23 protein-coding genes and 2 pseudogenes are annotated in these 26180 nt (G+C 63.1%); 14 read left to right on the top strand and 11 right to left on the bottom strand.

What is annotated here, in order from left to right; genetic code table 11:
* Positions 1 to 560 precede the first annotated feature (560 nt).
* The 3 genes from SD626R_RS14950 to SD626R_RS14940 all read right to left on the bottom strand — a co-directional run bounded on the left by SD626R_RS14950 (position 561) and on the right by SD626R_RS14940 (position 1968).
* The gene (locus SD626R_RS14950) at positions 561 to 989 is read right to left on the bottom strand and encodes a type II toxin-antitoxin system VapC family toxin (RefSeq protein ID WP_092567114.1); all 429 of its coding nucleotides are present in this window, start codon (positions 987 to 989) and stop codon (positions 561 to 563) included.
* Entirely contained in the window at positions 989 to 1258 is a 270-nt protein-coding gene (locus SD626R_RS14945) for an AbrB/MazE/SpoVT family DNA-binding domain-containing protein (RefSeq protein ID WP_092567113.1), read from the bottom strand. The genes SD626R_RS14950 and SD626R_RS14945 overlap by 1 nt, the downstream gene beginning before the upstream one ends.
* 137 nt (positions 1259 to 1395) lie before the next feature.
* A complete protein-coding gene (locus SD626R_RS14940; RefSeq protein ID WP_092567112.1) occupies positions 1396 to 1968 on the bottom strand; it encodes a hypothetical protein in 573 nt (190 codons plus the stop codon).
* A gap of 181 nt (positions 1969 to 2149) precedes the next feature.
* On the opposite strand from SD626R_RS14940, the gene SD626R_RS17065 reads away from it, so the two are divergent.
* Positions 2150 to 2455 carry a hypothetical protein gene (locus tag SD626R_RS17065; RefSeq protein WP_137782505.1) on the top strand — a complete coding sequence of 102 codons (306 nt, stop codon included), beginning with the start codon at positions 2150 to 2152 and terminating at the stop codon, positions 2453 to 2455.
* 214 nt (positions 2456 to 2669) lie between these two features.
* Here the strand turns inward: SD626R_RS17065 and SD626R_RS14935 are convergent, their stop codons facing one another.
* Together SD626R_RS14935 and SD626R_RS14930 are read right to left on the bottom strand one after the other, a co-directional pair.
* Positions 2670 to 2984: a hypothetical protein gene (locus tag SD626R_RS14935; RefSeq protein WP_092567111.1), complete on the bottom strand. Its 315-nt coding sequence runs from the start codon at positions 2982 to 2984 to the stop codon at positions 2670 to 2672.
* A gap of 611 nt (positions 2985 to 3595) precedes the next feature.
* Complete coding sequence (locus SD626R_RS14930) at positions 3596 to 5200, bottom strand: sensor histidine kinase (protein ID WP_092567118.1); 1605 nt, start codon at positions 5198 to 5200, stop codon at positions 3596 to 3598.
* A gap of 250 nt (positions 5201 to 5450) precedes the next feature.
* On the opposite strand from SD626R_RS14930, the gene SD626R_RS14925 reads away from it, so the two are divergent.
* Together SD626R_RS14925 and SD626R_RS14920 are read left to right on the top strand one after the other, a co-directional pair.
* Positions 5451 to 5699 (top strand): hypothetical protein, encoded by a 249-nt coding sequence (locus SD626R_RS14925; RefSeq protein WP_092567110.1) that lies wholly within the window; start codon positions 5451 to 5453, stop codon positions 5697 to 5699.
* Complete coding sequence (locus SD626R_RS14920) at positions 5696 to 6091, top strand: PIN domain-containing protein (protein WP_092567109.1); 396 nt, start codon at positions 5696 to 5698, stop codon at positions 6089 to 6091. The genes SD626R_RS14925 and SD626R_RS14920 overlap by 4 nt, the downstream gene beginning before the upstream one ends.
* On the opposite strand, the gene SD626R_RS14915 is transcribed toward SD626R_RS14920, so the two are convergent.
* The 4 genes from SD626R_RS14915 to SD626R_RS14900 form a co-directional block, all read right to left on the bottom strand.
* Entirely contained in the window at positions 6088 to 6366 is a 279-nt protein-coding gene (locus SD626R_RS14915) for a DUF8150 family protein (RefSeq protein ID WP_092567108.1), read from the bottom strand. The genes SD626R_RS14920 and SD626R_RS14915 overlap by 4 nt on opposite strands.
* A 92-nt stretch (positions 6367 to 6458) precedes the next feature.
* Positions 6459 to 6800: a DUF5615 family PIN-like protein gene (locus tag SD626R_RS14910; protein ID WP_092567107.1), complete on the bottom strand. Its 342-nt coding sequence runs from the start codon at positions 6798 to 6800 to the stop codon at positions 6459 to 6461.
* Entirely contained in the window at positions 6797 to 7084 is a 288-nt protein-coding gene (locus SD626R_RS14905; protein WP_092567106.1) for a DUF433 domain-containing protein, read from the bottom strand. Before SD626R_RS14905 ends, SD626R_RS14910 begins: the two co-directional genes overlap by 4 nt.
* 57 nt (positions 7085 to 7141) lie before the next feature.
* Positions 7142 to 8083 carry an ArdC-like ssDNA-binding domain-containing protein gene (locus SD626R_RS14900; protein WP_092567105.1) on the bottom strand — a complete coding sequence of 314 codons (942 nt, stop codon included), beginning with the start codon at positions 8081 to 8083 and terminating at the stop codon, positions 7142 to 7144.
* Between the two features lie 186 nt (positions 8084 to 8269).
* Here SD626R_RS14900 and SD626R_RS14895 point away from each other — a divergent pair, with 186 nt between their 5' ends.
* Positions 8270 to 11950 (top strand): ATP-binding protein, encoded by a 3681-nt coding sequence (locus SD626R_RS14895; RefSeq protein ID WP_092567104.1) that lies wholly within the window; start codon positions 8270 to 8272, stop codon positions 11948 to 11950.
* Between the two features lie 178 nt (positions 11951 to 12128).
* Here the strand turns inward: SD626R_RS14895 and SD626R_RS14890 are convergent, their stop codons facing one another.
* The gene (locus SD626R_RS14890; RefSeq protein WP_092567103.1) at positions 12129 to 13445 is read right to left on the bottom strand and encodes a phage NrS-1 polymerase family protein; all 1317 of its coding nucleotides are present in this window, start codon (positions 13443 to 13445) and stop codon (positions 12129 to 12131) included.
* Between the two features lie 1104 nt (positions 13446 to 14549).
* Here SD626R_RS14890 and SD626R_RS14885 point away from each other — a divergent pair.
* From SD626R_RS14885 to SD626R_RS14860, 6 genes and pseudogenes are all read left to right on the top strand, one after another.
* Entirely contained in the window at positions 14550 to 14951 is a 402-nt protein-coding gene (locus tag SD626R_RS14885) for a DUF7985 family protein (protein ID WP_199242117.1), read from the top strand.
* A gap of 6 nt (positions 14952 to 14957) precedes the next feature.
* Positions 14958 to 16622: a DUF8186 domain-containing protein gene (locus tag SD626R_RS14880; protein ID WP_092567102.1), complete on the top strand. Its 1665-nt coding sequence runs from the start codon at positions 14958 to 14960 to the stop codon at positions 16620 to 16622.
* Complete coding sequence (locus SD626R_RS14875; protein ID WP_092567101.1) at positions 16619 to 17431, top strand: hypothetical protein; 813 nt, start codon at positions 16619 to 16621, stop codon at positions 17429 to 17431. The genes SD626R_RS14880 and SD626R_RS14875 overlap by 4 nt, the downstream gene beginning before the upstream one ends.
* Positions 17428 to 18552 (top strand): annotated as a pseudogene (locus SD626R_RS14870) (hypothetical protein). Before SD626R_RS14875 ends, SD626R_RS14870 begins: the two are co-directional and overlap by 4 nt.
* Positions 18549 to 19640: a TraC-like domain-containing protein gene (locus SD626R_RS14865; RefSeq protein ID WP_092567100.1), complete on the top strand. Its 1092-nt coding sequence runs from the start codon at positions 18549 to 18551 to the stop codon at positions 19638 to 19640. The pseudogene SD626R_RS14870 and the gene SD626R_RS14865 overlap by 4 nt, the downstream one beginning before the upstream one ends.
* Positions 19633 to 21654 carry a VirB4 family type IV secretion system protein gene (locus tag SD626R_RS14860; protein WP_092567099.1) on the top strand — a complete coding sequence of 674 codons (2022 nt, stop codon included), beginning with the start codon at positions 19633 to 19635 and terminating at the stop codon, positions 21652 to 21654. The genes SD626R_RS14865 and SD626R_RS14860 overlap by 8 nt, the downstream gene beginning before the upstream one ends.
* A 34-nt stretch (positions 21655 to 21688) precedes the next feature.
* Here the strand turns inward: SD626R_RS14860 and SD626R_RS17550 are convergent.
* Positions 21689 to 22144: pseudogene (locus SD626R_RS17550) on the bottom strand (UDP binding domain-containing protein); the annotation flags it as partial.
* Between SD626R_RS17550 and SD626R_RS17360 the strand changes: the two are divergent.
* From SD626R_RS17360 to SD626R_RS14840, 4 genes are all read left to right on the top strand, one after another.
* A complete protein-coding gene (locus SD626R_RS17360; RefSeq protein WP_241996633.1) occupies positions 22049 to 22309 on the top strand; it encodes a hypothetical protein in 261 nt (86 codons plus the stop codon). The pseudogene SD626R_RS17550 and the gene SD626R_RS17360 overlap by 96 nt on opposite strands.
* 72 nt (positions 22310 to 22381) lie before the next feature.
* Positions 22382 to 23710, top strand: a complete 1329-nt coding sequence (glmM, locus tag SD626R_RS14850) for a phosphoglucosamine mutase (protein WP_092567098.1) — start codon at positions 22382 to 22384, stop codon at positions 23708 to 23710.
* 26 nt (positions 23711 to 23736) lie between these two features.
* Complete coding sequence (glmU, locus tag SD626R_RS14845; protein ID WP_092567097.1) at positions 23737 to 24951, top strand: bifunctional sugar-1-phosphate nucleotidylyltransferase/acetyltransferase; 1215 nt, start codon at positions 23737 to 23739, stop codon at positions 24949 to 24951.
* A 44-nt stretch (positions 24952 to 24995) separates the two neighbouring features.
* Entirely contained in the window at positions 24996 to 26180 is a 1185-nt protein-coding gene (locus tag SD626R_RS14840) for a sugar phosphate nucleotidyltransferase (RefSeq protein ID WP_092567096.1), read from the top strand.

Here is a 26180-nt window from a genome sequence, read left to right as displayed (position 1 = left end):
CCCGGAATGGTCGGTCGCGAGCGACGCGGAGGGCGGCAGCGGCGAGCGGGGCGGGCTGGTACGGACACACCTGTCCAGCCGACCGCGACACTGGATGACCCAGCCACTGCCAAAGTAGATGCAGAACGAGTGAGGCCGCCTTGATCGTTAGATGGCGGGCCGAATGACACACGCGATTGTTAATCTGAGAATGAAGGCGATAGCCACACCGAGTAGTGTCATTGTTGATGTCCCCGCGATCACGGCCGGCAACACTGCATCCACACTGACACTCAGTTCAGATGATACTTAACAGAGAATGTATGCTCCAGAAAAGCGGAAGGTATAATCTCTCGTTTCGGCGGTGAACAGAGGCTGCTGCGGGGGGCCTCTGCTTAACCAACAGACCACACAGACCGCTGCCAGCGTTGGTTAATCTTACCTGCACTCGTCGGTACCCATCATGGCGAAATCTGTGGTCGGTCTGCGATGGCTGCTGCGTGTTCCCAAACGATGCAATAGTACAGAGAGACAAGGAAATGCCTGACCCTGCAGGGTCAGGCTGAATTCGACACCATCCTTCACTGGAAGGGATTGTCTGGCGTCTCCAGCCGGGTAATACTCTGGATCGTGTCGAAGTCGTCATCAAACGAATAGAGGTACTCAATCCCTTCCCGCTCCATATATGCAGCAATGGTCGCGTCGCCGAAGGATAGGCCCTCATAGGTCTGGAAGAGAGTTACAGCGTTGGTGAAATCCTTCTGGGCCGCGTGGAGCAGTTCAAACCCAGCAGACTGATTTAGCCGCTCATATGTCTCGACAGCCGTCTCGTGTCGCTTCCGATTGTGTATCCAGTTGAGCGTTTCGAGGGCGATGTAGTTCGTCACCCGGGCTGTCGGAAGCTCACCGTGGTCAATGGCATGGACGATCTCCATTGCAATGTCGTGGTGCTCATCGTCAGCATCGGCCATCCCAACCAGAACGCCTGTGTCGATCACGGCGACCGCCATTAGTTAGGCTCCGAGAAGGCGGGATCGTCCTCGTACCCTGCAAGGTCGTGAGTGTCAGATCCACTACCCCCCATCGGAACTGGCTCGAAGTCATCGAACGCGCCGTAGCGCTGCTTGACGACCTCCACAGAGAGGGTACCCTCGTCGTCAGTCGTCCACCGAAGCTTGTCGCCAGGCTCAATGTCAAGACGCCGACGGATGGCTGCCGGGATTGTTACCATCCCCCGGTCGCTGACCGTGGTTTCCTCAGGGGGTTCGTCAGTTGCCATGCGTAGTGATACACGCTCGCCGATAATACATGTTGCCCCACATGTGGGGGAAAGAGAACAGGTGAAGTCTCGATCAGCAACTGGTCACAGCCGTGGATTGTTAACCAACAGACCCCGCAGATCGCTACCGGTGTAGGTTAATCACCGAAGGAGTCGATCGCCTCCGCAAGCGATCCCTCGAACTGCCACGTGGCCTCGATGAACGCGTCGTTCGTCTGTTCGTTCCACCGCGGGAAGCCGCACGCCTCGCTCACGGCCACCTGCCACGCGGGCGGCTCCACCTGTTCCAGCTCGTAGGGCGGGATCGCGACGATGTACAGATACTCCTCGTCCCCATGGATGCCCGCTTGGGGATCCTCAATCCCGTGGCCGAGCAGAAATAGTGGCTGGGAGAGATGTTGCATCCGAGCCGGATCACAGACATCGGCGGGCGACTGCGCGTCAACACGTCGATCAGCCTCTCGGGTTGGATCGAGATACAGCGGCAGCGTCGTGAGCATGTCGAGGAACACGTACTGGGCGGCCGCGTATCCCGGCCCTCGCACGCTGGTCGTCGCCTCCAATAACTGTTTGAGTTGGTGGAGTCGCCTGAGGATGCCTGCTGGATACCCGTCAGAGTGGGTGTAGACCTGTGCGACTGGCGCGGTCGGATCGGTTGTTCGGCCATCGTCGAGGGTCCGAACGAACCGGAGTTGACAGCGGGTCGACATCGGATCACGCCGGCGGTTGTCTCGCCGGCACACATCGCGGCGAGCCAGAAACCACGCACTACACCGGACGCTGCAGACAGTAAGCGACGATCACCGCAGCGAGCAGGTACTGAAGGGGTGGGGGTCTGTCCGATCGGGTGGGAGTCAGCTTGAACACGCAGCGCTCCGTGGTCCATGGTAGATGTCGATGGAACGGTTTGAGGCGGTTATAAACGATCTTCGCCAGCAATCGGGTGTGCTTGAGTGTGTTGCGTGGTCTGACAGCGTGTCGGTCCGCTATTCGGGGGTGCTCTCTGATTTGCGCCGCCGAGCCCGCACACACGATCTCGTCCCCGTGACCATCGACGGCGTGCTATACGCAGAGCCGGTGCCAGTGGAGACCGCCGACGGTGCGATCAGTCCGGCTGCTGATCCCGCCCCGGCAGCTGTGGTTGCGGAGGCTGACGGCGTCGAGTCAGCACACGTGCTCAAAGACAACGGAACATAACGGCTTCTCGTCACGACCACGGGCGTAAAAAACGCGATCGACTTTATGGAGCTCAATGCTTCCTACGGCTGGATACTCACCGAAGCCAAAGAAGCCCAGATCCGATTTGCCCCACCAACGGACGGTGTGTCGTTTCTGTTGAGCCGGGATACAAGCCAGCTTCGGCGCCTTGATCAGCCGTGAGACCACGACGCTCTGGGGGTGCGCTCAACTGCTACGGGGAATTCGTCTCGTCAGCGATTTTGTCGATGAACTCATCGTCGAGCTGCTGTTTCAACACGCGGCGGTTCGCCGCCTCTTCGGCGCCAATGAGCTCGTTGAGTTGCTTACCCGATATCTCGTCATCGTAGTAGGCGGCTGCGATCTCTTGGGAGAGCGCGTCGTCATGGGCTGCTGCTTTGAGATACTCGTGGAGCGCGGTCACGAGGATGTCCGTCCGATCCTGACCGCGAACAGCTGCGAGTGCATCGGCCCGGTCAACGAGCCGCGATGGTGCGTGAAACTCGACGCGCTTCGTGTTGCCGTCCATACTGTGTGGGCCAGTAGACCTCGCCTGTAGTGGATGTGGTCTGCGGCGCTGTATACTTGTCTTTCGAACGCTCACTCGTCTTCGAGGGCTGCGTAAATCTCTGCGTGGCGGCGTCTGTCAAGCGTCCCCATCTCGAGGGCAATCTCGTGGCGTTCGGCGTCGCTTTCGGCCGCCTGATACTGCTCGTACAGCTAGCGGACCTCGTTGTCAACCGCCGTCGAATCTGGACCGGACACCATTGCGCAGGTGCGTGTACGCAATGTCTGCGTATATTCCTTTCTCAGAACCCACTCGCTGGTGGCAACACACGATGTCCACACGGGTGACAGATCGCGGTCTGTGGGCCGCGCACAACGACGATCGCGACCGGCGCCCCACAGCGTGGACACGCGTCATAGGTCGCCATCACCAGCTACCCGGTTTGACCCGTCCACAGCGCTCACAGGCGACGAGTCGGCCCCGTGGCGTGGCATACTGTGCTCGCGCTCTCGGTGGATGTGGACACGATCCCCACGGCGGCTGCTTGAGTAGGCGAACGATGCGACCGATGGCGATCGACACTAAGTGGGTGAACATGGCTCCCACCCACTGGGAGCCACACAACCCCCACGCTAGCCGAGCGAGACGCCTCGGTCGCGGAACACCGGCTGGAACCCTCGCTCGTGGACTGCCATCACGAGCTCGGTGTACGCCGCCCGCACCGTGGGATCCTCGACGAGCTCACGAAACCGGCTCTCGAACCGTCGCCCGTGGGCTGTTCGGCGCTTGTCCGACCGGTCATGGGCCGCCTCATGACACAGGGTGAGAAAGAGATCGTGAGTCCACACCGCGCGTTTCGCGCTCGTCACGGCCGAATCCGTCACCACGATCCGGGACCGACCGTCTGTCCACGCATCGGCGGTCGCCTCACCCCAGTAGATTGTGCGGTCGATCCCGACCGCGTCGGCCAGCGCCCGCGCGAACAAGAGGTATCGCGCCTGCCGTGTTGCGAGCTCGGTGTCCGCCAGCCGGCTGTACCCCTGCCAGACGCCCGCCTCCTCAGCACGTGTCGCAACGTCGAACCGCGACGGCAGCGCAATCTCGGTGTCGCTCTCTGCTGCTGCCGACGCGAGCCGCTTAGTGGCCGGATCGGTCGTATCGAGAATAATGGCACCCCGCTCGACGAGCGCATCCCCGCCGTGGCTGGCGCCCTCCTGGACGGCGATCTGTGGCGCTGCCTGAATCTGTGCGAGACTCACCGGTGTCTCAGTCACCAGCTGGAAGAGATCGCGATCCTGCCAGCGCTCACGCAGCGTCTCGTCACCGATCAGGAGTTCCGCCATCTTTGTGCGTGTGTGGCTGTCGAGCGCATCATCGCCCACCTGCTCGTACAAGGCCTGCCGTGCGTCAGCGATCGTCTCCTGAATCCGGCCCCACCGATCACAGCCCGACTGGATCGCTGTCCGCCCGAAGTTGAGTGTCAGGTTCCCCTTTGAGACGACGACGCCACCCACGCCGACGTCGTGATCGGTGGTCACCAAGAGGCCGTTGCTGTACACGTCCAATCCGTCCTCAGGCGCATGCTCGATCGCCAGATACGCGTCGTCGGTCTCACGCGTTACGGACACCCGACTGTCACCGACGCCCGCAAACGGATGCCCGCGATCGACGGGCTCGCCGTTGACGACGACCGCAACGTCGGTCCGGAAGGTGAGATACGCGAACCGCTCACGGAGGCGCTCGACGATTCGGCGCCATCGGTAGCTCTCCGGATTGGGCACCTCACCCGCGTAGTGGTCGATGGTCACGCAGACACCGTCGAACGCGTGCTCCGTCTCGACGACAACGCCCTCACCGCCAGCCACCGCTGCGAACGGCTCTGTCGTTCGCTGATCCTGATAGTCGAAACACAGCGCGTGTCGCCCGCTCCAGATGCGCACGGCGCCTTTCGCGATGATCGCACCTGTCCCGATCCCCCACTCGCCGAGGGTGGTGTCGTCTGCTCGCTCTTTCGTCCCCGCGCCAAGCACGGAGAGATCCCGCGTCCCCTTCTCCCTCCCCAGATCAATGCCCGTCCCGTCATCACACACAACCGTGCGCTCGGGCGTGACGCTCACGAGCACCCGCGACGACCCGGGACTGTCAACCCCGTTCTGGACGGCCTCACGAACCGCATCCGTGAGATCCGCCATTTGGTCTTCGATCAGATACTGGGCGACCTGATCGGCCGTGGTCATCTCAACCGTCTCGGTACCCCGCGTCTCGGTCCTGGATCGATCCGGGGATGTGGCCTGGTTGGACATGGTGGCCACCCCCTCGGGGCACCCCACAAACCAACACGGACGGCGAGCCAGCCAGCAGACCAGGCGGGTTCAACCCCGTTGGTAGAGCGAAGAGACTGGTGACGGATGCCCCTATAAATTCATCTCCAAATTATTCTTAAACTACGTGATAAACTTCTTAAACACATATATCCTAATATATCACATGGTCAAAACCATTCGAGTATCAGAGGAATACCACGAGTGGCTGACTGCACACAAGGAGGGTGACGAAACGATGGAAGAAACGCTTCGTCGCATGACGCGTGGTCCCCACCCGGGTGATGTTGCCGGGCTCCTAACTGAGGACGAGGCCGACGCAGCCAAAACAGCGGTGACGGATCTGCGCGGACGTGACCGCGACCGGTTGAATGCTGCCCAGGCCGCCTTTGACGCCAGCGAAACCACCGAATGATCATCGACTCGTCGTATCTCTTCGACCTCATGGCGGAAGATTCGGATGCGTTCTCGAAAGGGGCAGAACTCGTCGAAACCGGCGAGATGCAGTGGTTGCCGACGCCAGTCGTCGCAGAGGCCTACTATGGGGTCGCGACAGCCCGCAGCACCACCACCGAACAGGCGCTGCGCAATCGGCTGCTCGGATATCCGCGTATCGAGGTTGACGACGAGATCGCGCGGCGAGCTGGTGAACTCCTCGCGGCGGCAGACGACCGCGCCGGCGAAAGCGCGGGTGTCGGGGCGAACGACGGCTACATCGCCGCGATGGCTGATGTCCTCGATGACGCGGTTCTCACAGACAACGTCGAGGACTTCAACCGACTTGGTGTCCCGGTTGAAACGTACTAACGATCTGTCCTCGAGTCTGTCGTGTCGCTGTCCTCGTCTTGGATCGCAAGAATATCTTGGGCAACATCGGCCACGTGTTGCTGATGCGCGGCTGAGGTCGCCGCGTGTTTGGCGGCAGTCAGTTGACCGTTGACCACCGCGTTCTGCTGTGGCCCCCATACCTCGGGCGGCTCCGATTGAATGTACGACACCCAGCGTTTGATCGCCGCGATGCGTTGCTCACGATTGCGGTCGTGTTTCGCATCGAGCTGATCAGGCGTCTCTGAATCGGTCATATTCAGCGCCGATGTCAAATCGGGATATTTATTTCTTGGGCCAAGACCCACTAAGTGTTTTCTTATCGAGGGTGTAGTGATGGACCGTATTCTCAGATCCAATCGTCAACATAGACGACTCCAGTAACTTCGTCATGAGGATACTGTTTCGACATCCGATGAACTGCATCGGCAATCGTCTTGGATGGGATCGTCACGTCGTTCACATACAGCACTGCTCGATATACCGAGCTATTTAATTCCAGAACAAAATCGTCGTCGTAAGTGAGGATTAGCCGGTCGTCTGACTTCGAATACTGGCCAAGTTCCTTGTCAATTGAACCTTTCCCGAAGGTGGTTAAATCAGAAACATGTTCGGCATTGTGTCCATAATTTCGGAGTTTATGAACAATCCGATACTCAATATTCTCATCGAGAAGGAGTCGATAGCTCATTCCTCGGGCGTCACGAGAGACTGTCGTGCTGCTTCCGTAGCAGCGCGGGTGTGACGTGTCTCGACTCGTCGCATCTCGTCGGGGTTCCGATGGTAGTACGCAAGCGCTTCGTACACTTCGCCGACGTCGAGTCCATGGCGGTCTGCGACGCGATCGGGACGTTGACCCGCCTCCTCAACGGCGGCGTGGAGCTGTCGAACCGTCACCCGACTCCCCTCGAGATGGGGCTCGTCGTGGATGTTCGACTCATCTGCGGAGACGATTCGGTACGTCGTCACTGCCATGCGACATCGTAGGTGTGCCGACAATAAAAAGCCGAGCCTGAACTCCTCAAACACCGCCTACTCATGATCAATCGGATCGGGCTGTGCAGCGATCCTGTCGATCACTGTCGTGCTCGTCGCTCGAATCCGTTCACACCGCTCGAGGAGCCGATCTGCGTCGTCGTCGCTCCACGCGGCAAGATACAGCGCCGACCCGTCCATCCCCAACCCAAAATGGCGCCCGGCGACGTACGCGACCGCCTCAGCCTCACGTTCGCGCGCCTCGCGATCGGCGGTATCCGCTGGGTCATGCAACAGCGCGTGGGCGTACTCATGGAGGAGCGTCCCCGCGACGGCTGCAGGATCTGCCTCCTGCACCTGAATGTGGGGTGTGTCGTCGACATGGCGACAGACGCCGTCGGCGTCGCCGTGCGGCCACACGCCAGCACTCACCACATCGACCGTCACACCGAGTGCGTCGGCTGCCGCGAGCAGTCCAGCTAGCAGCTCATCGGCCTCGCCTTGAGCCGCCGTCTCCAGCTCGGGCAGCGGTTCCCCCTGGGTCTGTGAAATATCGAAGACGGGAACGGGTTTGAACCCGACCACGCCCTCATCCCACTCATCGGGTGGCGTCTCATCGTACGCGCAGTCGCTGTCCGCGTGATAAGAAGGACTGTTCCCACAGTCGGGACACTGACGTGAGATGAGTGGCGCCCAAATCCAGATTGCGGATTCGCCTTCTTTCACCTGCCGGTTAAACTCTTCCTGCCAGGTTCGATAGCCTGCAACCTTCGTCGCTTCCGAACACTGGAGCGTAATCAACAGCGTGTTCCGGTGCGAGTAGTCGTGGAACTGACTCTGGACGTCGAGCCACCGCTGGAACGCCTCACTCGCACGTGCCTCGTCAACGCTATTGACGAGTTCGTAGAGCCACTGATCGATCGCTTGATGCATCGCGTCGGTGCGGGCGTCGGCGTCACCGAACGTGACGGGCCCGCTCGCGGGGTGGGATTCGGCCATGCGCGCTCCCACCCCTCGGGAGCGCCACAAACACCGACAATTCCACTCGCCAGCCAGTCGAGACGACACACGTGGAGGCGACACCTCCCCAGGATACGCCATACTGGCTCTCTGAGGGTGACAGCAACGCCAATACCACCAATATTAGCATAAGATTAACAACTTTGAAATCACATTTTACACCGCATGGGGGATCACCAAGACCCCACCCCGCCGCAGGATGCCACGCACCTCCGCCTCCGGCCGACCGACACGCAGCTGTCGCCTGACGCCGTCGAGCAGGGGTTCTGTCGGCTTCACAGCATCGACGCGGACGCTGACACCGACGGTTGGCTGAGCCGGCTCGGTGGGCCAGCCCCACCAACAATCGAGTTTCGCCTCCAGCGTCCCCCAGGCACCGACGCTGATCTCACGCTGTACGCCGGGATCGATGACGCACCCGTCGAACCACTCCGAGAAGGGTTACGCACCGCCTGCCCGAACGAGTACGAACTCACGCCCGCCACGCCCGACCCGGTGGACTCGCTGACGGAGTCGCCCGCTGAAGCCACAGATCCGGACGCTGATGAGACCATCATCGGCGATGATTCCGCTCCCACTGATGAGACCACAGATCCAGATGTCGATGACTCACCCTCGGAGGAGACAGCCTCAGCGGCCGACGACGCAGACCCGAGCGCCGAACTGGCCGCCGTCGAGTGGGTGGGTGACGCCGAGCGACGTGACGACTGGCAGACGCGGCTCACCCCTCTGACTGCGTTCCAAGACGCGGATGACACGCGGCCGCCGCTAGCGGTGATTGCGGAGACGCTCGCCGACACGACTGCTGCCGTCATCTACCAGGTCGTCTGCCGGCGCTACCGCGACTGGCGCGGCGACGCTCGCGACCGACAGCGCCAGCTCGATGAAGGCCGTGACACCATGGGGAGCCGGCTTGTTGATGATCTAATTGGTGATGTGCTAGCTACAAACGCCCGGGAGCGAGCGGCCACAGCCACCCCCGACCGGCCTGATCCGGCGACGGCCGGCCGGCAGGAGTCGATCGCCGCGGCTGACCCCCAACATGCGTTTTGCGCGAACGCTCGGTGTGTGATCGCCGGCCCCGACGCACGGTCGCTCGCCCGCCGGCTGGCGACCGCCCTCGAGACACTCAGCGGCGACTACTACACCATTGACGGCCGGATACAGATGGGGGAGGCGGTCGCGCCGGTCATCGAGGCCATCCGCGAACGAACGGTTCACGAGCCGACCTACGAGACGCCCCAAACGACGCTCCCGTGGACGGCGAATCGTAGTCGTGGACTGGTGATGGATGCCGCGACCGCGCCAGCCGTTTGCCTACTGGATGGCCCCGCACTCACCACGGGTGGCGATCGCGCCATGGACCCGACCGCTGCTGACCGGACGGCGCTCCCGCCGCCGCCCGCCAGCCAACTCGACCGCTATCAGACGCCCGGACTCACGCTCGGCCAGCCGCTCGATCAGGATGGTGAGCCCACCGCCGAACCGATTGCCGTGCCACCTGCCCTCCAACCGTTTCACGTGGCGTGGTTCGGTAAGACCGGCTCGGGGAAATCGACCAGCCTGCTCACGGGGCTGCTCGCGAACCACGCGGCCACGGACGGCGCCGACATCCTTGTTACGCCGAAAGGCGACGACATGGCGACGGCCTACTGTCGCGCCCACTACGCCGAGTACGACACGCTCGAGAACGTCTACTACTTCGACTGCGCGGAGACGCTGCCCGCCCTCTCAGTGTTCGATATCCGTGATCAGCTCGCAGACGGAATTGACCGGGTGACCGCTGTTGAGGATCTCACGGATCACTACATCGAAATTCTCGAAGGGATCATGGGGGCCGAGCGGTTCCACCAAGCGGTCCGCTCGCCCGACATCATCCGGCTGCTCGTGAAGGCGCTGTTCGACCCAGTGCACGGGAGCGACGCGTTCGCCCACCGGGAGCTCCAGCAGGCCGCCGCCCGGTTCCACGAGACAGGCGAGCCGCCGCCAGTGGTAGACGACGAGCTCCAGTCGATGCTGTACAACGTCGCCGCCAACAGCCAACAGACGTTCGACGAGCTGCTCCAGGGCGTCCACAACCGCATCGAGAAGATCCCGCTCGACGACCGGCTCAGCCAGCTATTCAACCACGTCCCCGACGCCGACGATCCCCACCTTGACCTCCGCGAGGTGATCGACGAGGACGCAGTTGTCATCATCGACACAGGAAACCTGCGGGATGCCAGCCAGCAGGCGCTCGCGCGGACGGTCCTCTCGAAGCTGTGGACCGCGCTTCAGCGCCGCGCTCAGATCACCGCCACCGACGACCGACCGCTGGTCAACCTGTATCTTGAGGAGGCGGCGCAACTCGTCACCTCCGGCATCGTCGACCAGCTACTCGCCCAGGGGCGGTCGTTCGGCTGTAGTGTTACCCTCGCCACACAGTTCCCCGGCCAGCTACGCGTCCGGGATGAGACGGCGTACATTGAGCTGCTCAACAACGTCTCCACCATTGTCACGGGGAGCATACCGGCCGATGACGCGCTCACGAAGCGGCTCGCAACAGCCGAACACGATCCAGCGGCGGTCGGCAATCGGCTGCGCGCGCTCAGCCGCGGCGAGTGGCTGGTGCGGCTTCCGGCACCGTTCAACACAACGCCGCCCTATCCGTTTTTGATCGCGAGCGCGCCGCTGCCCCCGGGGCATCCGGATGGAGACGGGTTCCGGCCGGCGCGTGAAACCGCGGTTGCCGCCCGGATCGAGACGTGTCGGGACCGGACGCGTCAGGTGTATGGCCTCGATCTAACGACGACGCAGGCGACAACAGGAACCAGTGACGATGTCCCCGACACCGAGGCCGAGACAGAACCCACCGCTACGGCGTCGACCGCGCGGATCGACTCCGCGCTGCCGTACACGGAGCGGCTCCCCGATCCGGTTGCCTACGACGACCAGCGCCACGCGCTCGTCTGTGTCGCCTGTGAGACGCGGTACGATCCCTCACCGGACGGGCTCCGGGCAGCGATCGGCTGTTGTCACGATCCTGAGTCGGTCGATCGCGACGACTGTCCCATCTGTGACCTGCCGCTCAAGCTTACCTATGCGGAACGCCAGGAAAGCCCAATCAGTGACGCGGGGCTCCGCTTCCTCCAAGCGGTGTATTCCGCCCACCAGGGTCAGTACGACCCCGAACTCGAATACGACATCACCCGCGACAGCATGCGCCGGCTCCGTGAGTACGTCGGCATCGACGCCGACGAACTCGATGAGCTCCGCGAGGCAGGCCTCGTCAGTCGTGACTGTCGGTATCCACACACGCTGTACACGGTCACGCCTGACGGCCGCGACGCAATCGGTGTGCGCCACCGCGAAGGAGTCGCTCACGGCGCCGGAGCCGGCGACCTCAGCGAGTCGAGCCTTCACGTGGCGATGGTTGAGGTCGGGACCCAGTTTCTCACCGCCGAGTACGTCGAGAATCCGGACTCACCAGCCGTTGAGACCGAGCAGTACTTCGAGGTCTCTGAGGGGCGACTCGATGCGGCCGCCGTCGACGAGACGGGCGACGTGGTCGCCGCGCTTGAAGCCGAGCGGATCAACAACGACGCCAGCCGGGCCATCCCCGAGGATTACGACAAACTCGCCGCCCAAGACCCGGACGCTGCCATCTGGATCGTCAAAAATCGGGAGGCGGCCCACGACGTCATCGAAGCGCTCAACACGCCGCCTGATGGGGACCCGCGGGTGACGAAGACCTACGGGAAACAGACTCGCCCCGCGGTGTTCACAATCGATCGGCCGGGGCTCACCGACGTGTACACCTTCCAATCGGTGCGTGACACTCACCTCGACAACGGCCAGTCAGACTAGGCTCACAACCCACTTGCACTCTCCTCCGAATCCGCACTCTCATTGCGCGGACTCGAATTCTGGCACTTACTGTCCGAAGCGCCAATCGAGTGCTACCCAGAGGATCGCTGTTGGAGCGCTCCGAGCAAACTGAGTACGCCGATGGCCTACAGCCGCTGTGAGTCACATGGAAGTCGTTTCATCGCCGCCACAACGGCCACCAGCTTCCCGTCTCGTCCTCCTCGATGGCATCCTCAAGCTCTTGGCGACGCTTCCGTTCCGTCTGCAGTTCCGCTTGGAGGCGTTCGTTCTCTGCTAACAGGGCCTCCACACGGTCGATGAGTTCCTCGACCCGTTCACGCCGTGCCTGCGCCCGCCGTGGATGGCCCGGTGCAGGCGTCTCGTCGGGAGCCGACTCAGCTGTCTCCCTCGACGGATCTGACGCTGGCGTCGATTCCGCTTCCGTCGCTGTCCCCGTCGGAGCCGCCTCGTGGGTTGTCTCATCGGAGGCGAGTGGCTGGTCGGTGGACCCGGCGGATGCTGGTGTAGCCGTGGGCGACTGATCGGCTGACTTCGTCTCGGGCGGCGTATAGACATCGTCAGTGCGAGTGATTGCGCGGTCGATTGTTTTCTCGCCGTAGGTGTGTCCGTCGGCGTAGTGGACCTCGTCCCACTTCTCACGGTAGAGGTCTGACTGCCGAAACAGCCGATCTATCCGGCCCGCATCACAACCTGTCCAGAAGGCGAGCAGCCGACACAGCGCCATGTCGGCCTCCGAGTGGCTCTCGTAGCCGCTCGTGGTCCCGTTCCAGAGACGCGTGAACTTCTCGCCGTTGGCAGCGTGTTTGGCGCGTGACAGCAGTTCTTCATCCGAGAGTGCAGCTGCTTTGGTCGCAGCCGTCCTCTTATCGGACGACGCGTCCGCAACTGCCGGTGCTGTACTCCTCTCATCTGAGGGGGTCGCTGAATCCTCGGCCGCGTCCGCTACTTCTGTGGCGTGGATCGTCTCGAGGGCATCTGTTCGCGCTGCAATCGTTGTGGGTGTCCCGCTGACGTGGTCGCCAGTCACGGTGAAAAACCGTGACCGGTCGTATAATTCGAGATCGCCGGCGCGGTTCCGTCCCTCAGGAAGCGTCCCGGACACGAGAATATGATACCCCGTCCCGGAAGGGCTCACTTCGGTATAGGAGTCGAGCTCCCCGATGATTCGGTTGGCAAACGCCGTCGGCTCGCCCGTCGCTGGATCTCGACAGTCATCAAGATCGACCCCGACGAGCGGATCGTCGGCGGTGAACACAAAGCCGAGCCCGGCAACACTGGTAGTGGTCACGGCCTCCCGCGCCGTCGCGAAGCTCCGCCAGGTGTCGGGGTCGGTTGTCGACGCAAACCGTGTCGTTCGGGGGATAATCGGCGCCTTGGTGGGTTTCCCATCGCGGTCCTGCGAGCGCCAGCAGATCCACTGGTCACGGTCGACAAGCGTTTCCGGGAGGGCAGCGGCCGTGGGCGGGATTCCCATACCCGATCGTGAGTAACGATCACACGCAATATGCAAATAGCCTGTGCCGATGAGGTTCTTGATTGACGCACAAATCTCGCCGCTTCCCGTTCTGGGGTATAACGCGACCCACAGCGTAGCCGGCGAGGTCGTCCCCGCAAGATTGCTGTTATCGCAACAAACCGCTCAATAGACAGGGCGGTGGCCCCGCCGCAATATATCGCGTAAAAACGCGTGAAACACGTTGGGGGACTGCTCTCAGCGCCCCGTACGCACAAGACGCTGACGCTGGCCGATGCGTCCACCCCCTCAAAACGTGCAGAAGTGCCAGATGACAGCGGTCTACGGACTCGTCTCGCGGCCACCTGGTGATATCTCACTTCTGACTCTTGGGGGAATACATATTTGAGACCTAACACACCAAATTACCAGTATCACCCCCATCGTGTCCGGGGTGATCCGACAGTACGGCGGTCGAATATCGGCCTCCGAACACCACTGTCAGGAGGGTGCTGGATGAGATGTCCGATCGAGTGATAGTTACGACAGCGGTATTCGCCCTCTTTCGTCTGTACAGGCCCGCTGTAGCTGTGACCGTTGCCGGTTCGCTTCTATATGTACCACGCAACTGGGTGATTGATACACGCGGTTTTCACGCGTCTGGCCAGCGTTGTATTGCGGCGGGAATCCTGCGTGAAACACCGTCAGCAGTTTCATCCAGACCCACCAGTGGGGTCAATACCCGACCCGGTAAACACCGCAGTTTATTACGATAGTTCTACAGGAGTCTTGAGTGGTCTTGGAGGCAGACACTCAGAGTCGAAGTCGGAGCGAAGCCGCCTCCGCTCACCAGCGAATTGTATTCTACGCGAGTACTGGGATTTGTATCCGGGACTGATAACCCACGATTACGCCCTCTCCCGAGCCTTGATACCCTTCCTGCGGCACTCCGTTGAGCGAAACCATTTCCATACAATCCGTCTTAACCAACAAATACGCGATATCCTCGCCGTTGTTGGTTAAGACGGATATTCACCAGCTGATTCAGGACAAAATTTGTTATTGCGTGACTGAACTGTTAGATTGAGTAGTGCTAACACGAATCACACAAATCTGACCCCACACATGTTCGACGGTCCTCCTCCATGGTGCCCCGTTCGTGTGCCGGTCCGCGCGGCCTGTCGTCGCGTCGCAGTAGGCTGTCTGCTCGTCACGCTTGTCGCGGTTGAGCCAGCGGCCGCCCAAGAGAGTGCTGTCTGCGAGGTTGACCGGCTTCCTGGGATGATTTCCGGGTTCTTCCAGCTCACCACCGCGATTGGCTTGTTGGGTCTCGTCGTCGTCTGGCAGGCCGACTCGCTGATCGAGCTGTTTACCCTCCGGCCGGAGCAGCGTGAGGGGCTCAAGCGTCACAAGCGGACGGCCTTGCGGTCGACCGTGATCTTGGTCGTGTTGGGACCGCTGTACACCGTCGCCGGCAGCGTGATGAACCTCCCGCTCGCGGAGTGTGTTGATTTAACGCCGTGGTAGCCACCTATGCGGGTCGCATCCAACCTGGGTCACCGGCTTGTGGTGGGGCTGGCGGCGCTGGCGGCAGTTCTGGCGGCCACTGCAGGAGCGACAGCCGCGGATTCACCACCGGCCAACGCAACCCCGACGGTTGACGCCCGCGACGCGGATCCATGTCTGACGCCAGCCGCGTACGACACTACGTACGGCCACCCCCCGACACCCACCCAACAGCTCGCGACGTGTACTGACCTGACGTACGCCGCACCGCCTGCCCACGCCGCCCGCATGACGACCGCAGCGTTTCCGGCGCTAGAGCCAGGTGGTGCCGATACCAGCGTCCACCCACCGCACGCCGATCGTGAGTCCGAGGGTGCGATTGCTGACGCACACGCCACCGTGTTTGCGGTCCACCCCGCAACACGGGTGCATCTCGACTCAACGACCACCCGGCAGTATATTGCGCCTACCGGGATGGTGCGAGCACTCGTTGATTACCGCGTCCGAGACAATCTCGGTCCGAACCGGTCGGTGCGTAGCCACACGGTGCGAACTGTCACGCTCGATATCGGTACCGAGCAGGTGGCGTCGACGACCGGGGCACAGACGCCGACGTTGCCGTACACCACGACCCAAACTGGCGAGCAGCCGCTCACCGTCACCGCCGAGATCGCGGTGTCGATCGCAGTGAACGGCTCCCGTACAACCACATTCACACAGACGGTCACCGTCAGCGACACGCGGTCCGTGTGGGTGTATCAACTGACTCCGGAGGCGTACACCGCCCGCTATCCCGATGGACGTATTGGCCTCGCCGTCTATCAGGGGAGCCCGTGGCACAGCCTCACGCTGTCGGAGGATGGCACCCACCGCGTGCGTGGCGTCTGGCGCTACTACACGGCCCGCGATCCGCGATGGGACCGGCTGACTGTCGCTCGGACTACCGCGACCACAACGCGGCCGTCGGCGGCAACACCGCTGCGTGTGGCGGCGTTCCCCGCCCAGATTGGTCCGCGTGCCGTGCCCGTCCGTGACGGGCCCACTCTTACGGCCGTGTGGGGCGTCACCACCCGATCGCCGGCGACACGGCTCCCACCAAACGTCTCCGTCGGGGTGATCAGCGACGAGTACACCCGGTCGTACGGGGTGGCGGTGCGAAACGAGACGCTCGATTCCGAGCGGATTCAGGTGCATGGTGTCGTTCGCGGTGTCTCGGCGCCGCTTAGCGAGATCACCCGAACTGCACGCCCGATTCGGGAGCCGAATCTGTCGGTCCGCCTGACCGACTCCTCGGGTTCGGCGGCGACACTCCGTATTACCGTTCGGGATTCGCAGACCGGGGCACCCCTCCGTGTGACCGAGTCAGCGGCGCCGAGACCAATCGTCGCCGATGGGCCGGACGGAACGCTGTCCATCAACGGCGATCCCGTCACGCTCGGACCGGACGGCACCGCTACACGAACCGTTGCCGAGCCGGGGCTGTACACGGTCCGCTTCGAGCCGGCGCCGTGGCGCACAACGTCGCCCGCATACACCGCCGCCAGCGACACCGTTCGCTGGCACCCGCTCGGTACCCTCGCTGGTTGGGTCCAGCTGCTCGAGACAACAATCTGGATCGGAATCCCGGTCGCTGTCGCCTGGATCGCTGGCCGGCAAGTTGCACACCTCATGTCCGGTGAGTCACGTCCATGAGCCACACCTCTCCACCGTCGACCCGACGCACCGTGCTGACAACGATTGCGACCGGCGGCGCCCTCACGGTCGCCGGCTGTGCTGACAGTCGGTCGACCGAGCCCGGATCGGGCGCGCTCTCAACAGTCACCGTTGAGGGGACCGAGCTAGTCGTCGAGTATGAGCCTGGTACGGACGCCACCCAACTAGCGGTGATCGGACCGTCAGGTGAGGCGTTTGCCGAACGCGCACTCACTCCGGGTGCCAGCCGCGAGACTGTCCCGATCGGAACTACGTACCCACCGGGCACCTACACCGTCCAGCTTGTCGACGACGACCGCGTCACGGCTACTGTTGAACAGGAACTGCGCCCGGAGATTATGATTCGGGAGTTGCAGCTGGCACGGAACCACCCAGAAGAGATGTTCGACGGGGCTGGCAATTTCACAATCGCGACGGAAGTAATCGTCACGGTCGAGAATGTTGGGACCGGTCCTGAGAAGCTCACTAAACTCCGATTTGACGGGGAGGTGCCCCGCCCGACCCCAGAGGAGATGGCCGGTAGTGGAATTATGGCAATAAATCGCCCTGTCAGGTACACAAACCCCGTCATTGGTCCCGGGGAATTGCGTACACTCTATTCGAGAAGTTTCCCGTTTTCACCAAATAGTGATACAGTAGAATGTACCCCGGAAGGAACTAGTGGACAATTTACCGTCGCACTCAGTGGTGATGTAACTGAAGAGGTGGTCGAACGAGAATACACTGCGTCATATCGAGGAGAAAACCTCTCCAACTGCCAAATCACGGTGGAGAGGGTAGGGACATGAGCGGTATTTCGCTCACAGATGTCGGTTACCAGTGGTTCATTGAGATCACTGAACAGATCACTGAATGGTTCATTGAGGGCACCACAAACGGGTACCGTGATTTAACCGAGGCACTGTTTGGTACACCAGTCCCGGAACCCACCAACGGTCTCCCATTAGGGGCTCCGCAAAATGCACCGTGGACGCGTCTTCACGAGGCACTCGTCGCGGGAGAGGTAACGCTTGTCGCATTTTTGATCCTCGTCTTATGTGTTCAAGCACGAAACACGCTGAAAATTTTCAATCTTAGCGACCCGATTCGTGCAAGACAGGTAGGTCGATCTGCGTGGACAGGCGGGATTTTGATTGCGACTTGGTACTGGATCGCCGTAACCACCCTGTACCTCGTGGACGGCTTCGCAATCGCTCTAGTGCCGGCTATCGGCGTTGTGGTTGAGCCAATGATCGATTTCCTTGATACCACACTCTCGAACCCTCTGCTTGGGTTGTTGCTTACGTCCGTCGGCGCCCTGGCCATGTAGGCGCTACAAGCTCTCCTGTTTCTGCGAGAGCTACTGCTGTACGTCTTCGTGTACGTGATGCCGATCGCGCTCGCTGTTGGATACGGTGGGCTCCCCGTCATTTCCGGGGCCGCGATGCGAATTGCGGTCAAATTCATTCCGCTCGCGGTAATGCCACTTCCCGTGGCGCTGCTGTTCCGTGGCTATGATCTGCTCTTCGGCGGCGGGTCACTCGCGGTCACCACAGACAGCGCCTTCTTCGGGTATCTCATCGCCGTTTCGCTGCCGGTGCTCAGCGTCTGGATCATCTGGAAGCTGTTCGCGTATACGACGCCGCGACTGGTCCGGACGGTCCGGAGGGCGACCGGCCTCACGGTGACAGCGGGCGCCGTCGCTGGTGCCGCGGCGGTTGCCGGGCCTTGGGCTGGCGCGACGGCCGCCCGCTGGGGCCCGACGGCAGCTATCGGCCAGACGGTCGCGCATCGAATCGGTCGGGACGATTCAAACGCCGAGTCGACTCCCGAATCACCTGCAACGGACACGACACCCACCCCCACGGTGCGTAGCCACGAGAGCGGGGCGCCGTCGTACCGCCGCACCGAAAACGAACCTCGTCCATGAGCGACTCCGAGAGCCCCGCGACCCGGCGTGTGATGCGGTCGCTCAATGCTGACCGCCGACTCCCGATTATTGGGGTGTACGAACGCGACCTGTACGTACTGTTGAGTTTCCCCATAGCGGGACTGGTGGGTGGGGCAGCGCTCGGCGTGGACCCGCTCGTGTTTCCGCTGGTGTGTGTCGGGCTGGCAGTCGGGGCGGCCGTCGTGTACGCGGCACCGCGCCAGCTCCCGGCGAGCACGTGGCTGCGCGATGTCGGCCGGTTCTACCTGCGCCGTCCGCGGGTGACCCTCCACGACGCGGTGGCGGCGGCGTCGACGCCCGATCCGGAGGCTGACACCACGGTGCCGCGGCCGTTTGTCGTCGACGAGCGCACCCAGGAGCTGACCGCGCTCAAACGGGCGTGGCCCGAGCATGGCGCGATCGAGCGGACGGACGGGACGATGGAGGCGTTTATTGAGGTCACCCCAGGTAACATGGATTTTGCGATGGCTGACGACTGGGCCACACACCAGGCGGTGGGCGAGGCGTTCGCCGATCAAGAGCTCACCTTTCGGCTGACGTTGTATACGACGACCGACCCGTATCCGGCCGCGAGGCTTGTCGACCAGCTTGATGAGCGGCTCGCCGATCCGCAGGTCACCACTACCGAGTCGCTGCGCGCGCTCATCGCTGCCTACCGCGAGCAGCGCCCGGCTGAGCTCGACGGCACCCAACAGGTGCGCTACTTTTTGCGCGTCGCGGTGGCCCCGTTTGAGGTGTACGAACGCCACCCCGAGGAGCGGACGCCGGCTGAGCGGCTCACGACGCTGCCGGTCGTCGGGGTGTTGGCGACGCCGTTCGTAACGCGCCGGGATCGGCTCACCGATGCGGAACTCCGCGGCGCGCAACTCACGAAGGTCCGCGAGCGGCTCCGGACCGTTGAGACGGAGTTCGTCGGCAAGAACAGTGACTGGACGGCCCGCCGGCTCTCGACGGCCGAAATCGTGGGTCTGGCGACGCAGTTTTGGACCGGAACTGACGTCCAGGAGCCGCCCGTGGCCGACCAGGCGGGCGTCGATCGCCAAGCGCGGGGTGAGACGGATGAGTGACGTGTTGTTCACGCTGGGTGGGGGCCTCGAGTCAGTGACGCCGGCGACACTCGTCATGGGGCTCATTGCGGGTAGCGGGATCCTCGTGGTCGGGTTGCTACTCGGGATCTGGCTGCAGGCTCGGCAGCCCGACCGGGATCCTGAGGTGGACCTGTCCGCGTATATTGAGCCTCCGGAGTCGGCGCCGCAGTCGGAGCCGGAGGTGGCTACACCCCGCGAGCGCCAGCAAGACGCGGTCGCCCCGGCCGCGGTCACCTGGGAGAACCGGTGTGCCCGAGTCGACGACGAGTGGGTGAGTACCCTTTATATCGCTGACTGGCCGGACTACCCGAGTGACGGCTATCTCAGTGAGCTGTTCACACTGACCGACGTCCGGTTTCACGTCACCGCCCACTTCAGGCCTCGCGATCAGGAGCGGGCGCTCGACCAGCTGCAGGCGGCCGCCGACGATCTGAAGGTAGATGCCGATCTTGAGTCGAGCGTCCGGAGCACGTATCTCCAGGACCGAGCGAGCGAGGCGGCCGCGATGTATCGCGCCGTCGAAGCGGGCGCCCGCGTGTTCTCACAGGCGCTGCTCGTGACCGTCCGGGCTGACGACCGTGACACGCTAGAATCGGACGTGCGCCGCGTGAAGCGGACGCTCCGCGAGCAGCCGGCCGAACTCGCACCGAAATCCGCGATCTGTGCGCAAGACAGAGCGTTACGTGAGGCCGCGCCGCTTGGTGGAACGGCCCTCGACCGCACGACGACCTGTGTCAGCGGCGCCGTGGGCGCGCTGCTGGCGTCGCCACACCGGCCTACCCTACTGGAGCCGGATGGCGTCGAGCTGGGGGTCCACAGGCATACGGATACCCCAGTCGTGGTCGACCCCTTCGCTCGTGAAAACGGGTACGCCACGTTCACGGTTGGAGATCCGGGGTCGGGGAAGAGCTTCAGCGCCAAACAGCGATTCATCCGGTCGGTGGCGCACCACGACGACCGGATCGGCGTCATCCTAGAACCGCTCAACGATTGGGCCGGCGTGGCCGAGGCGCTGGATGCCCAGCGGATCACCGTTGGTGGCACTCTCGGAATCAACCCCTTAGAGATCACCCCGATGCCCGCCCACGTCCGCGAGCAGCTGGGGGCCGACGCGAGCCCGTTCACGGAAAAGAAAGAGCGGGTGTTGAGCTTTCTCGCGAACTTCTTTGCGCACCGCGGGATCTCGCTCGGTGACCGGCGGACTACCCTGGAGGTCGCCGTCGAGACGGCATACCAGAATGCTGGGATCACCGAGGATATCACGACCCATGAGCGGGCGAGTCCGACGCTCCGTGATGTGATCGACGTGTTAGAAACGATCGCTGACGAACCCGAAGAATATACGCTGCGGACAGAGGCGGAAGCCGAGAAACTGCAGGCTGACGCCACGTGGCTCATCGATCAGCTCCGACCGTTCGGGCCAGATGGACAGTTCGCACATTTGGGACGCGCAAGTGAGGTCGACTTTCAGGAGACGGATCTCATTTATCTCGATCTCGCCCAACAGGAGGGCCGCGTGGGTGGCCGAACCAGCCTCGTGATGCAGCTGCTCATCTCGCTGGTGTACGAGCGCGCGAAACAGACCGCCAAGGAGGTCGTATTCGTGATCGACGAGGCACGGTACGTGTTGCGTGACGCCGAGAACCTCGCCTTTTTAGAGACGATTTTTCGGCATCACCGCCACCACGATCTGTCGATTCAGCTGGTCACCCAGACAATCGACGAGTTCTTCGAGCGGCCCGCAGCCGAGATGATCCTCGATCAGTGTGCGATCAAGCAGTTTCATCGGTTAGATGGAATGGATGATGAGTGGGCCGCAGAGTTCGGATTGAATCACGCCGAAAAGCGGTTCGTCCAAGAGGCGGTGCCAGGTAACGAGGAATTCGGGTATTCAGAAGCACTCGTGGGGGTGGACGGCGAGTGGCGCGGGATCGAGGTGCGGGCGTTAGACGCTGAAACACGGGTGATAGAAGGGGAGCCCTTAGAGCGATGACACCCACTACCGACCTGAAAATCGGAGAGAACCGCTACCAAGTTAGTCCTTCATACGTGATCCCGTCTCGCCGCTCAACGATCCGTCGGCCGTCAACGACGACGAGGTCGGCCATCGTATCAAACTCCGCGTCAAGGGCGGCGAACTCGTCCCAGTCGGTGACGACGACCGCGCCGTCGCCCCCGTCGAGCGCCGCCCCAGTCGAGTCCACGTACCCCACGTCGTCGAGGTAGTTCGAGGCGTTGTCGGTCGCGACCGGGTCGTAGGCCGTGACCGTCGCGCCACGCGCTTAGAGATCGCGGATCACTGGGATCGCCCGAGAGTTCCGCATGTCGTCTGGACCGGAATTGAACGCGAGGCCGAGGACAGCGACCTCGGCGCCGCCGAGATCGACGTGTCAAGCGAGAAGATCGACCAAGCACTCGGGCTGCCGATCGTTGACTTCGACCGCCACGTTGAGAACCGCCGGATCATACCCGTGTCTTTCGGCGTGGCCGCAGTCCTCGGGATAGCTGATGTCAATCTGCCAGCTGTCCAGTCAGATTCCGTCGATGGTGTGGCCCGACTGAATGAGCAGATTGATCGCGTCCGAGAGTTCTTACTCGCCGCGGTTGGAGAATCAAACGGGTTAGGACGCGATGACACCACATATTAACCAAGGCTGAATCTCTGTTGTGGTATTGACCCGGATCCGAAGCGTCTTTTCGGCTGACATTGAAACCGCGGTATGTTTGGAACGAGCGGCGTACGTGGCCCAGTCGGTGAAACGGTCACGGCTGACCTCGCACTTGACATCGGTCGCGCGCTGGTGACGGACGGCGCCGCCACGGTCGTGGTTGGTCGCGACGCCCGTGAGAGCGGGGAGCCATTACGGCGCGCCCTCTCGGCCGGGATCACAGAGTGCGGTGGCGACGTGATCGATGTTGGCGTCCAGTCGACGCCGACCGTCGCCCGCAGCGTCGTTGACGAAAACGCGGACGCCGGCGTCGTCATCACCGCCTCACATAATCCCGCGCCCGACAACGGGATCAAGCTCTGGGCGGCCGACGGACGCGCATTCGGTGAGGATGCGAACGCGAGGATTACCGACATCGTCGAACGGGAAACATTTGATCTCGCGGCGTGGGACGCCCTCGGAGAACGTTCCCGTGTCGACGGTGCACGCGAACGTCACGAGCGTGCGATCAGAGAGTCGGTCGCGATCCCGGATGATCTCTCCGTCGTCGTTGACCTTGGGAACGGCGTCGGACGTGTCACCGCCGATGCTCTTCATTCGGCCGGCTGCGACGTGGAGACGCTTAACGGACAGCGCGATGGACGATTCCCGGGCCGGCCAAGCGAGCCGACGGCCGAGAAATGTCAGACAGCGTGCATAATCGTCGAAGCGACCGACGCCGACCTCGGGATCGTCCACGACGGTGACGCCGACCGCATGATGGCGATCGACGACCGCGGCCGGTTCGTCTCGGGCGACACGCTTCTCGCGCTGTTCGCCCGGCGTGAGGCCGAGGACGGCGACCGCGTGGCGGTCCCAGTCGACACGAGCCTTCTCGTCGCGGACGCGCTCGCCGAGGTCGGCGCGGACGTGACGTACACGCCGGTCGGCGACGCGTACGTCGCGGCCGAGACCGCGAACCCTGATGTCGTGTTCGGTGGCGAACCGAGCGGCGCGTGGATCTGGCCCGCACAGACGCGGTGTCCGGACGGTCCTCTTGCGGCTTGCGCGCTAGCCGCGCTGGTCAGCACGGAGGGCTCGCTGGCCGCCATGGTTGACGACCTTCCGACGTATCCGATCCGGCGGGACTCAGTGCAAACGGATGCGAAGGAAGCCGTCGTCGAGCGCGTCGCAGCAATCGCCCGCGAGGGGTTTGACGACGTGTCGACACTCGACGGGATTCGGGTGGAGACGGAGACCGGCTGGTTCCTCGTGCGGGCGAGCGGGACCGAGCCGCTGGTCCGGATCACCGCCGAGGCGCGCGACGAGGGCGACGCCGACGAGCTGTTCGAAACGGCTCGCGAACTCATCGATCGAGCCGGTGACGACCATAGCGGCTAAACCCGGGCCTGTCGTCGACTCCACACATGTACGGAGTCGTGCTCGCGGCCGGCCGCGGGACCCGCATGCGACCGCTGACGGATCGTCGCCCGAAACCGCTCCTCCCGGTCGGAGATCAATCACTGCTCGAACACGTGTTCGACACCGCAATCGATGTCGTCGACGAGTTCGTGGTCGTCACCGGCTACCGCGGCGAGATGATCCGCGAGTCCATCGGCGACGCATACCGGGATCACCCGGTTTCCTACATCGAACAGGCGAAGGCACTAGGAACTGCTCACGCCGTGGCGCAGACCGAGCCGGTCGTCGACGACGACTTCTTGGTGCTCAACGGCGACGTGGTCGTGGACGCCTCGCTGCCGGAGGCGCTCGCCGACGCCGAGGGGACGGCCGTCGCAGCTACCAAAGTCGAGGACCCGCGAGCGTACGGGGTGCTCTCGACGGCCGCAGACGACTCGCTTGCGGGCATCGTCGAGAAGCCCGCCGACCCGCCGACCAACCTCGCGAACGTCGGCTGTTACGCGTTCGAGCCCGCGGTGTTCGAGTATATCGAGCGGACGCCCGAAAGCGAGCGTGGGGAATACGAGATCACGACCACGATCGAGCTTCTGCTCGATGATGGTCACCGGATCGACGTGGCCCCTTACGAGGGCACGTGGCTCGATGTCGGTCGCCCGTGGGAACTGTTGGAAGCGAACGAATTGGCGCTCGGGGACCTGGAGGAGTCGGACGAAGCCGTTGCCGGCACCGTCGAGGATGGCGTTCACCTCCACGGACCGGTCGTCGTCGAGGAGGGAGCCAAAGTGCAGTCGGGCGCTTATATCGAGGGGCCGGCGCTGATCCGCGAAGGAGCGGAAGTCGGGCCGAACGCTTACGTTCGTGGGGCCACAGTCGTCGGTCCGAGCGTCCACGTCGGTCACTCGGTCGAAATAAAAAACTCGGTGCTGATGGCGGACGCCTCGGTCGGCCACCTCTCGTACGTCGGCGACTCGGTGTTGGGACGAGGCGTGAACTTCGGCGCCGGCACGAACGTGGCGAACCTGCGGCACGATGACGCGAACGTCCAGGTGACGGTCAAGGGAGACCGCGTGGATACCGGGCGACGGAAGCTCGGCGCGATCGTCGGAGACGGCGCGAAGACCGGGATCAACACGTCGCTGAACGCCGGCGTCAAACTGGGCCCGGACGAGACCACCGGTCCCGGGGAGGCGCTGACTCGGGATCGGATATCGGAGCGCTGACCCACCGCGAGCGATTTAAACCGCGGGCGGGCGACGGTTGCGGCATGAACAACAATCCCGTGACTGCGGTGATCCTCGCCGCGGGCGAGGGACGGCGGTTAGAGCCGCTGACGAACCGACGGCCGAAGCCGATGGTTCCCGTGGCGAACCGCCCGCTGCTCGAACACGTCGTTGAGGCCGTCGCGGCTGCCGGTATCGAACGGATCGCGCTCGTCGTGGGGTACAGACAGGAGCGCATCCGGAACCACTTCGGCGACGGCGACGACTGGGACGTGACGATCGAGTACGTCGAGCAGTCGACGCAGCTCGGGACGGGACACGCCGTGTTACAGGCCGAGCCCGTCGTTGGCGGCCCCTTCGTCGTGCTCAACGGTGATCGGATCGTCGACGCCGATGCCGTCTCTGCCGTCCGCGACCGCCTCCGCGACGGCGACGCCCCCTTGGTAACCGTCACCGCCGTGGAATCGCCCCGTGACTACGGTGTTGTGCAGCTTACCGGCGACCGCGTTACGGAAATCGATGAGAAGCCCGAAGGCCCAGTCGACACCAACCGTATCAACGCCGGCGTCTACGGATTTACGCCCGCGATATTCGACGCGATCCGAGCGACGAACACGACCGGAGAACTGGCCATTACGGCGACGCTGAACGATTTGATCGAGCGAGACACGGTGAACAGCGTGGGCTACGACGGCCGGTGGCTGGACGTGTCGAACCTCTGGGACGTACTCACCGTCAACGCGGCGCTGATTCACGACAGCGACCACGCCCACGAAGCGCCTGCGACGAGGGATCGGGTCGGCGACGCCGTGACCGTCGCCGACGATGTCGTGCTCGCCGCGAACGTGCACGTCGGGCCGAACGCCACGCTGAGCGGGGCGACGGCGATCGAAAGCAATGCGACGATCGCGGCCAACGCCGTCGTCGAGAACTCGGTGATCTTCCCCGACGCGGTCATCGGTCCGGGCACAGTCGTCCGTGACGCCGTGGTCGCCGGCAACGCGCGAATCGGGCCGAACGCGACGATCACTGGGGGCCCCGCGACGGTCGTCGTCGGTGACGCCGTCCACCGCGACGTGATGCTTGGCGGCGTCGTGGGCGATAATGCGTCGATCGGCGGCGGCGCGACGCTCACCGACGGCGCTGTGGTCGGTGACGACGTGCGAGCCGACGCGGGGGTCGTGATCGACGGACGCGTTGAGTCCGGCGCGGTCGTCCGGAGGGGGTAA

It is taken from the genome of Halorubrum sp. SD626R (assembly GCF_001261915.1).
Lineage (GTDB): Archaea > Halobacteriota > Halobacteria > Halobacteriales > Haloferacaceae > Halorubrum.
This window is presented reverse-complemented; position numbering and strand designations above follow the sequence as displayed.

Bases quoted from the DNA above. Each gene is read 5' to 3' on its own strand.
- SD626R_RS14950 (WP_092567114.1), bottom strand. From the start codon at position 989: ATGGCGGTCGCCGTGATCGACACAGGCGTTCTGGTTGGGATGGCCGAT.
- SD626R_RS14945 (WP_092567113.1), bottom strand. From the start codon at position 1,258: ATGGCAACTGACGAACCCCCTGAGGAAACCACGGTCAGCGACCGGGGG.
- SD626R_RS14940 (WP_092567112.1), bottom strand. From the start codon at position 1,968: ATGTCGACCCGCTGTCAACTCCGGTTCGTTCGGACCCTCGACGATGGC.
- SD626R_RS17065 (WP_137782505.1), top strand. From the start codon at position 2,150: ATGTCGATGGAACGGTTTGAGGCGGTTATAAACGATCTTCGCCAGCAA.
- SD626R_RS14935 (WP_092567111.1), bottom strand. From the start codon at position 2,984: ATGGACGGCAACACGAAGCGCGTCGAGTTTCACGCACCATCGCGGCTC.
- SD626R_RS14930 (WP_092567118.1), bottom strand. From the start codon at position 5,200: ATGACCACGGCCGATCAGGTCGCCCAGTATCTGATCGAAGACCAAATG.
- SD626R_RS14925 (WP_092567110.1), top strand. From the start codon at position 5,451: ATGGTCAAAACCATTCGAGTATCAGAGGAATACCACGAGTGGCTGACT.
- SD626R_RS14920 (WP_092567109.1), top strand. From the start codon at position 5,696: ATGATCATCGACTCGTCGTATCTCTTCGACCTCATGGCGGAAGATTCG.
- SD626R_RS14915 (WP_092567108.1), bottom strand. From the start codon at position 6,366: ATGACCGATTCAGAGACGCCTGATCAGCTCGATGCGAAACACGACCGC.
- SD626R_RS14910 (WP_092567107.1), bottom strand. From the start codon at position 6,800: ATGAGCTATCGACTCCTTCTCGATGAGAATATTGAGTATCGGATTGTT.
- SD626R_RS14905 (WP_092567106.1), bottom strand. From the start codon at position 7,084: ATGGCAGTGACGACGTACCGAATCGTCTCCGCAGATGAGTCGAACATC.
- SD626R_RS14900 (WP_092567105.1), bottom strand. From the start codon at position 8,083: ATGGCCGAATCCCACCCCGCGAGCGGGCCCGTCACGTTCGGTGACGCC.
- SD626R_RS14895 (WP_092567104.1), top strand. From the start codon at position 8,270: ATGGGGGATCACCAAGACCCCACCCCGCCGCAGGATGCCACGCACCTC.
- SD626R_RS14890 (WP_092567103.1), bottom strand. From the start codon at position 13,445: ATGGGAATCCCGCCCACGGCCGCTGCCCTCCCGGAAACGCTTGTCGAC.
- SD626R_RS14885 (WP_199242117.1), top strand. From the start codon at position 14,550: ATGTTCGACGGTCCTCCTCCATGGTGCCCCGTTCGTGTGCCGGTCCGC.
- SD626R_RS14880 (WP_092567102.1), top strand. From the start codon at position 14,958: ATGCGGGTCGCATCCAACCTGGGTCACCGGCTTGTGGTGGGGCTGGCG.
- SD626R_RS14875 (WP_092567101.1), top strand. From the start codon at position 16,619: ATGAGCCACACCTCTCCACCGTCGACCCGACGCACCGTGCTGACAACG.
- SD626R_RS14865 (WP_092567100.1), top strand. From the start codon at position 18,549: ATGAGCGACTCCGAGAGCCCCGCGACCCGGCGTGTGATGCGGTCGCTC.
- SD626R_RS14860 (WP_092567099.1), top strand. From the start codon at position 19,633: ATGAGTGACGTGTTGTTCACGCTGGGTGGGGGCCTCGAGTCAGTGACG.
- glmM (WP_092567098.1), top strand. From the start codon at position 22,382: ATGTTTGGAACGAGCGGCGTACGTGGCCCAGTCGGTGAAACGGTCACG.
- glmU (WP_092567097.1), top strand. From the start codon at position 23,737: ATGTACGGAGTCGTGCTCGCGGCCGGCCGCGGGACCCGCATGCGACCG.
- SD626R_RS14840 (WP_092567096.1), top strand. From the start codon at position 24,996: ATGAACAACAATCCCGTGACTGCGGTGATCCTCGCCGCGGGCGAGGGA.